At 74.0% G+C, this 6,787-nt stretch carries 6 protein-coding genes and 1 pseudogene; 2 read left to right on the top strand and 5 right to left on the bottom strand.

The window, feature by feature from the left end; genetic code table 11:
- From panD to E1193_RS28955, 4 genes are all read right to left on the bottom strand, one after another.
- On the bottom strand, positions 1-381 hold a 381-nt coding region (gene panD / locus E1193_RS28970; RefSeq protein ID WP_132186347.1), incomplete at its 3' end, for an aspartate 1-decarboxylase.
- A 28-nt stretch (positions 382-409) separates the two neighbouring features.
- A complete protein-coding gene (panC, locus tag E1193_RS28965) occupies positions 410-1,273 on the bottom strand; it encodes a pantoate--beta-alanine ligase (RefSeq protein ID WP_132186346.1) in 864 nt (287 codons plus the stop codon).
- 232 nt (positions 1,274-1,505) lie between these two features.
- Positions 1,506-2,477: a Rossmann-like and DUF2520 domain-containing protein gene (locus tag E1193_RS28960; protein ID WP_132186345.1), complete on the bottom strand. Its 972-nt coding sequence runs from the start codon at positions 2,475-2,477 to the stop codon at positions 1,506-1,508.
- A gap of 143 nt (positions 2,478-2,620) precedes the next feature.
- Entirely contained in the window at positions 2,621-3,901 is a 1,281-nt protein-coding gene (locus tag E1193_RS28955; protein ID WP_132186344.1) for a phytase, read from the bottom strand.
- 54 nt (positions 3,902-3,955) lie between these two features.
- Between E1193_RS28955 and E1193_RS28950 the strand changes: the two genes are divergently transcribed.
- Both E1193_RS28950 and E1193_RS28945 read left to right on the top strand, forming a co-directional pair.
- On the top strand, positions 3,956-5,062 hold the full coding sequence (locus tag E1193_RS28950; protein WP_132186343.1) for an SAM-dependent methyltransferase: 1,107 nt from the start codon (positions 3,956-3,958) through the stop codon (positions 5,060-5,062).
- 33 nt (positions 5,063-5,095) lie between these two features.
- Positions 5,096-6,265, top strand: coding sequence for an NADH-quinone oxidoreductase subunit D (locus E1193_RS28945; RefSeq protein ID WP_207922911.1), 1,170 nt, complete (start codon positions 5,096-5,098; stop codon positions 6,263-6,265).
- A 15-nt stretch (positions 6,266-6,280) separates the two neighbouring features.
- Here the strand turns inward: E1193_RS28945 and E1193_RS32200 are convergent.
- A pseudogene (locus E1193_RS32200) lies at positions 6,281-6,787 on the bottom strand (hypothetical protein); the annotation flags it as partial.

The following is a 6,787-nucleotide window of genomic DNA, read 5'->3' as shown; positions in this document are numbered from 1 at the left end:
GCCGGGGGCTGCGGTAGCGGGGTCGGTGTTCAGGTCGACCACCCGGTTGTCGGCGTCGACGTGGACCACCCGCGGCCGGTAGGCGTGGGCCTCGGCGTCGTCCATCTGCCCGTACGAGATGAGAATGACCAGGTCGCCTGGGTGCACCAGGTGCGCGGCGGCGCCGTTGATGCCGATCACGCCGCTGCCCCGCTCGCCCGGGATCACGTACGTCTCCAGCCGGGCCCCGTTGGTCACGTCCACGATCGCGACCTGCTCGCCGGGGAGCAGGTCGGCGGCGTCGAGGAGATCCTGGTCCACGGTCACCGAACCGACGTAGTGCAGGTCGGCCTGGGTCACCGTGGCCCGATGGATCTTCGACTTGAGCATGGTGCGGAACATCGTTTCCCCTCAGCAGGTGGTGGGGTGGTCAGGATCGGGGGGCGAGTCGGATCGCCATGTTGTCGATCAGCCGGGTGCCGCCCACCCACGCCGCGACCAGCAGCCGGGCCGGGCCGGACACCGGGCCGGGTTCCAACTCCGGATCGGTGAGCACCAGGTAGTCCAGTTCCGCACCCGACCCGGCATCGCCGATCGACCGATGGGCGGCCGCCAGCACCTCCCCGGCGTCAGCCCCCTCGTCGGCGGCGGTCGCGCCGGCCCGCAGCGCGGCCGACAGGCTCGAAGCCGTCCGCCGCTGCTCGGGGGAGAGATAGCGGTTACGGCTGGACAACGCCAGGCCGTCCGGCTCGCGGACAGTCGGCACCCCGACCACCTCCACCGGCACGTCCAGGTCACGGACCATCCGCCGGACCAGGGTGAGCTGCTGGTAGTCCTTCTCACCGAAGAAGGCGAGCCGCGGGCGGGTGAGCTGGAGCAGCTTCAGCACCACGGTGAGCACCCCGTGGAAGAAGCCGGGCCGGCTCAGCCCCTCCAGGTCCTCCCCAAGCCTGCCCGGGTGTATTCGTACCGCCGGCTGCCCGTCCGGGTACATGTCGGCCACCGACGGCGCGAACACCACGTCGGCTCCGGCCCGGCGGCAGACCTCCAGGTCCGTGTCCAGGGTGCGCGGATAACGGTCGAAGTCCTCGTTCGGCCCGAACTGCAACGGATTCACGAAGATCGTCACAAGCACGTGGTCGACCCGCTCCCGGGCAGCCCGGATCAGCGCCTCGTGCCCCTCGTGCAGCGCGCCCATGGTCATCACCACGCCGACGGCACCCGTCAGCTCCTCCCGGACCTTCGCCAGCGCCGCCCGGGTGTGCACCACCTCCGGCTCACTCCTCGCGCTCACAGTGCCCACACCATTCGCGACTGCGGGGCTCGCAAACCCGGCTCACTCCTCGCGCTCACAGTGCCCACACCATTCGCGACTGCGGGGCTCGCAAACCCGGCTCACTCCTCGCGCTCACAGTGCCCACACCATTCGCGACTGCGGGGCTCGCAAACCCGGCTCACTCCTCGCGCTCACAGTGCCCACACCATTCGCGACTGCGGGGCTCGCAAACCCGGCTCACTCCTCGCGCTCACGCAGCGACCTCCATTTCCGTCAGCAGGTCCAGCAGCGACTCCGCGTCCACGGGCCGCAGCCGGCCCGCCGCCATCGCCCGGTCCGCGCTGCGTCGGGCCAACACCAGATAGGGGGCCACGGATTCCGGCGCGGTCTCCGCCAGCCGGGCCAGGTGTCGGCGTACGGTGCCCGCGTCGCCCCGGGAGACCGGCCCGGTCAGCGCGTCGTCGCCGTACCGCAGCGCGTTCTCCAGGGCCGCCCGCAGCAGCGGAGCGAGCACTTTCTCCGGGCTGGTCACCCCGGCGTCGCGCAACCGGTCGGCCGCCTCGTTGACCAGGGTCACCAGGTGGTTCGCACCGTGCGCCAACGCCGCGTGGTAGAGCGGCCGGTCCGCCTCGCCGACCCACTCGGGCACTCCGCCCAGGTCGGCCACCAGCCGCGCCGCGAGCGGGCGCAGCTCGGCCGGAGCGGTCACCCCGTACGAGATGCCGGCGAGCCGGCCGAGGTCGTCCGGCGTACCGGCGAAGGTCATCGCGGGATGCAGGGCCAGCGGGTACGCGCCCGCCGCAGCAGCCGGGGCCAGCACGGCCAGCCCGTGCGCGCCGGAGGCGTGCGCGACCACCTGGCCGGGACGCAGCGCGCCGGTCTCGGCCAGGCCGGCCACGACGGCGGCCAGCGCGTCGTCCGGCACGGCGACCACCAGCAGGTCGGTGGCGGCACGGGCCACCGAGGTCACGGAACGGTTCCGGGTGCCGGGCAGCAGCAGGGCGATCCGGGCCTTCGCGGCCCCGGAGACGCCGGACGCGGCGACCACCCGGTGCCCGGCGGCGACGAGCGCCGCGCCCAGCACGGCGCCGACCCGGCCGGCGCCGACGACACCGACGGTCAGGGAGCGGGGAAAGACGAACGGGGCGCCGGTGGGGGCGCCGCCCGGCGGTACGACGGCCCCGGGCGGGGCGGCCGGACGCGGGCGCAGCGGTGCGCTCATGGCAATGATCCAGTCCTCGGAGGGGGTACCGGTCGACCGCAAGTATGCGCCGGGGTTGAGGAGCCGAAACAAGGGTGTGTGAAATCGTTCACCGACGGTGGGACCGGACCGCTCCGGTCGTGCCCGGCGGCCCGCGGCGGTGGTCACCGCAGGTGGCGAAGGAACCCGGCGTCGACGAACTTGAAGTCGGTGTCCGGACGGGCCTCGCCGTCCTCGCCGGCGGTCTCCGGGGTGTTCCGGCCGTCGTGCACCACCAGGAGACCGCCCGGGTACCCGGGCAGCGGCGTGGCGGTGACCGCCGCGCCGTCACACTCCTGCGAACCGTCCACCACCCCGTCGACCACCGCGAAGCGGCCGGTCGGCCGGCCGGTGCGCCGGTCGTACGTGTGGAAGGTGTCGTCGCCCTGGCTGGAGACGACCAGGGTGCCGGTGAACCGGCCGGTCGGGTAGATGGTCAGCCCCTCCACGTCCTGCGCGATCGGGCCGCCGAAGCCGGGGTCGGCGGCGAGGTCGGTGACGCAGTCGTCCTCCCGTGGGTCGTACGCCGCCGGGACGCCGTACTCACGGACCCGTTCGACCAGCTTCGGCCCGCCGTCGAACTCGCCGTCCTCCAGCCCGGTACGCCAGAGCCCCACCTTCTCCTGCGCCAGGTACAGCACGCCGGTGACCGGGTCGACCACCGTCCCCTCCACCTGCGGCCCGTCCCCGGGGTCGCTGCACGGTGACCAGCGCCGGCCGTCGGGCAGGGTGAACGTCGTCGGCAGGACCAGCCGGTCGACCTGCCGGTAGGTGACCGTGCCGCCCTTCGCGACGAGGCGGAACAGCCCCACCTCGGGGGTACCGCGCCGGCTCACCACCGCGTAGCTGTCGCCGTCGACGTCGGTGAAGGTGCCCAGGCCGTACGCGGTGCGCTGCGCGTTCACCTCGACCTGGTCCCGGCTGAACGCCAACGGCGCGTCCGGCGCGGTCACATCCGTCAGCAGCCGGGTGGCCGGGTCGACGCGGTAGAAGCGCAGCTGGTCCCGGCCCCGGTCGGTGACCACCGCCAGGTCGACCCGCCGCCCACCGAGCCGGAACCCGGCGACCAGGTCGACGTTGTTGAACCGGCCAGCCTCGTCGTCAGGGCCGGGCGCCGGCGGCGTGGGGATCGCCTGCCGCTCGCGGGCGTGCAGGTCGTACACCCGCAGTCCGCCGTTCTTGGCGGTGGCGACGACCAGGCTGCCGGCCCGGTCTGTCGGGTGCACCCAGATCGCCGGGTCGTCGGCGTCCGCGTCGCCGCCGGCCTCGTCGTCGAAGAGGGAGGGCGTCTCGGCTACCGCCCGCACCGCGCGCGGGGCGTCGCCGCCGGCCGGCGCGGCTACCGCCGCCGGACCGGCCAGCAGCAGGGGAACGACCGCCAGTGCGGATGTCGCGACTCGTCTCATACCGGCTCACCGTAGGGTCGGCACGGTGACGCCCGCTGAACGAGGGATGAACTGATGCCGATGCGCTGGCGGGACGCGATGGACCGGGCCCTCTACGGGGCGGACGGGTTCTTCGTCGCCGGAGCCGGGCCGGCCGCCCACTTCCGGACCAGCGTGCACGCCTCCCCCGTTTTCACGACGGCCCTGGCCCGGCTACTCACCCAGGTCGACGCCGCCCTCGGCCACCCCGCTCGGCTGGACGTGGTCGACGTGGGGGCCGGACGCGGTGAGCTGCTGGTCGCCATGCTTGCGGCCATCGGGACGGCCGGGGAGCCACCCTCGTCCGGTCGGGGAGCCGGGGAGCCGGGCGGGCCGTTGCCGTCCACGCCGCCGCTCGCGTCCCGGGTTCGACCCATCGCGGTCGAGAAGGCCCTCCGGCCCGACCACCTGCTCCACCAGATCGAATGGATGGACGAGATCCCCACCGGGATCGTCGGGCTGCTGGTCGCCACCGAGTGGCTCGACAACGTACCGCTCGACGTGGCCGCGCGGACCGCCGACGGGTGGCGCTACCTGCTGGTCGACCCGACCACGGGAATGGAGTCGCTGGGCCCACCGGTCGACTCCGTTGATCGCGACTGGCTGGACAGGTGGTGGCCGGCACCGCCGGCCGGAACGGACAACACCCACCCGGACCCGTCCACGGCATCGAGGGCCGAGATCGGGACGAGCAGGGATCACGCCTGGACGGAGGCGGTGCGCCACGTCGACCGGGGACTCGCGGTGGCCGTGGACTACGGGCACCTGAGGGCGGAGAGGCCCCTCGACGGGAGCCTGACCGGGTACCGGGGTGGCCGGCAGGTGCCGCCGCTGCCCGACGGCTCGTGCGACGTCACCGCGCACGTCGCCGTGGACTCCGTCGCCGCCGCCGGTCAGCGGGTCGCCCGGTGTGCGTACACCCTGGTCCGTCAGCGGGAGGCGCTGCGGGCGCTCGGGACCGGCGGCGCCCGACCACCACTCGGCCTGGCCGCCCGCGACCCCGCCGGGTACGTGCGGGCGCTGGCCGCCGCGTCGTCAGCGGCCGAACTGACCGACCCGGCCGGGCTCGGCGGGCACTGGTGGCTGCGACAACCTGTCGGCGTCGACCCGGCGGCAGTCACCGACGGCGACGGCGTCGACTAGCCACCCCGAGCCAGCCCCGCCCCCCATGGCACGATGGCGGGCATGACCACCGACGCCGGCGACCTCCGCGAACTGACCGTCGGCACGGGCGCCGGCGGGGAGCAGCTCGGCACCGACATGGTGCTCAACATCGGGCCGCAGCACCCCTCCACGCACGGCGTGCTCCGGCTGAGGCTGGTGCTCGACGGGGAGCGGGTGATCTCCGCCGAGCCGATCGTCGGGTACATGCACCGGGGCGCGGAGAAGCTCTTCGAGGTCCGCGACTACCGGCAGATCATCGTGCTGGCCAACCGGCACGACTGGCTGTCCGCCTTCTCCAACGAGCTGGGCGTGGTGCTCGCCGTGGAGCGGCTGATGGGCATGGAGGTGCCGGAGCGGGCCGTCTGGCTGCGGATGGCGCTGGCCGAGCTGAACCGGGTGCTCAACCACCTGATGTTCCTCGGCTCGTATCCGCTGGAGATCGGCGCGATCACCCCCGTCTTCTACGCGTTCCGGGAACGGGAGACCATCCAGACGGTGATGGAGGAGGTCTCCGGCGGCCGGATCCACTACATGTTCAACCGGGTCGGCGGCCTCAAGGAGGAGGTGCCCGCCGGCTGGACCGGCCGGGCCCGCGCCGCCATCGACGAGGTACGCCGCCGGATGCCCGACCTCGACCACCTCATCCGGCGCAACGAGATCTTCCTGGCCCGCACCGTCGGGGTGGGCGTGCTGTCCGCCGCCGACGCCGCCGCGTTCGGCGCGTCCGGGCCGGTCGCCCGCGCCTCCGGGCTCGACCTGGACCTGCGCCGCGACGAGCCCTACCTGGCGTACGACCAGCTCGACGTGCCGGTGGTCACCCGCACGGCCGGCGACTGCCACGCCCGCTTCGAGGTCCTGCTCGACCAGGTGTACGCCTCGCTCGACCTGGCCAGGCAGTGCCTGGACCGGGTGGACCGGCTCACCGGACCGGTGAACACCCGGCTGCCGAAGGTGGTCAAGGCTCCCGAGGGGCACACCTACGCCTGGACCGAGAACCCGCTCGGCATCAACGGCTACTACCTGGTGTCGCGGGGCGAGAAGACGCCGTGGCGGCTCAAGCTGCGCACCGCGTCGTACGCGAACGTGCAGGCGCTGGCCAGCGTGCTCCCCGGCTGCCTGGTGCCGGATCTGATCGCCATCCTCGGCTCGATGTTCTTCGTGGTCGGCGACATCGACAAGTGAGCCGGCGGCCCGCCGTCAGCCCCAGCGGCTGCCGGCGCGCGGGACGTCCTGCTGCGGATAGCCGTACTGCACCTCGCCACCCCACTGCTGGTGACGGGGCTCCGGCTCCGGCGCGCGCCACGCGTCGACCGGTTCCCTCGGCGCGGGCGCCCGCCACTGGCCGGCCGGCTGCTGGCCCCACTGCTCCTCGGCCGGCTGCCGGCCCGCCGTCCACCACTCCTGCGGCACGGGCACCCCGCCCTGCGGCAGCCCCGGCCGGTCCTCCGGCTCGGCCCAGCCGCCAACCCACTGTCCCGCCGGCTGATGGGGCTCGTCCCGCCGTACCGTCGCCCAGCGGTCCTGCACCCGGAAACCGGCGCCGTCGGGGTGCGTCTCGGCCCGGCGCTCCCCGACCCGCAGCTCGCGCGCCTGCCCGTCGTCGCGGACCTCGGCCCAACGGTCGCCGACCTGCGCCCCCGACCAGTTCTGCTGCTCCGCCGGGTAGGCCCCGCCCGCCCAGGGCTGGTCGGCGCGGGCCTCGAC

Source organism: Micromonospora sp. KC606, from assembly GCF_004348675.1.
GTDB lineage: Bacteria > Actinomycetota > Actinomycetes > Mycobacteriales > Micromonosporaceae > Micromonospora.
Note: the sequence above shows the minus strand (reverse complement) of the source record. Positions and strands in the feature narration are given on the sequence as shown.

Excerpts from the sequence above, each read along its gene's own strand:
- E1193_RS28950 (WP_132186343.1), top strand. The coding sequence starts at position 3,956 with ATGCCGATGCGCTGGCGGGACGCGATGGACCGGGCCCTCTACGGGGCG.
- E1193_RS28955 (WP_132186344.1), bottom strand. The coding sequence starts at position 3,901 with ATGAGACGAGTCGCGACATCCGCACTGGCGGTCGTTCCCCTGCTGCTG.
- E1193_RS28960 (WP_132186345.1), bottom strand. The coding sequence starts at position 2,477 with ATGAGCGCACCGCTGCGCCCGCGTCCGGCCGCCCCGCCCGGGGCCGTC.
- E1193_RS28945 (WP_207922911.1), top strand. The coding sequence starts at position 5,096 with ATGGCGGGCATGACCACCGACGCCGGCGACCTCCGCGAACTGACCGTC.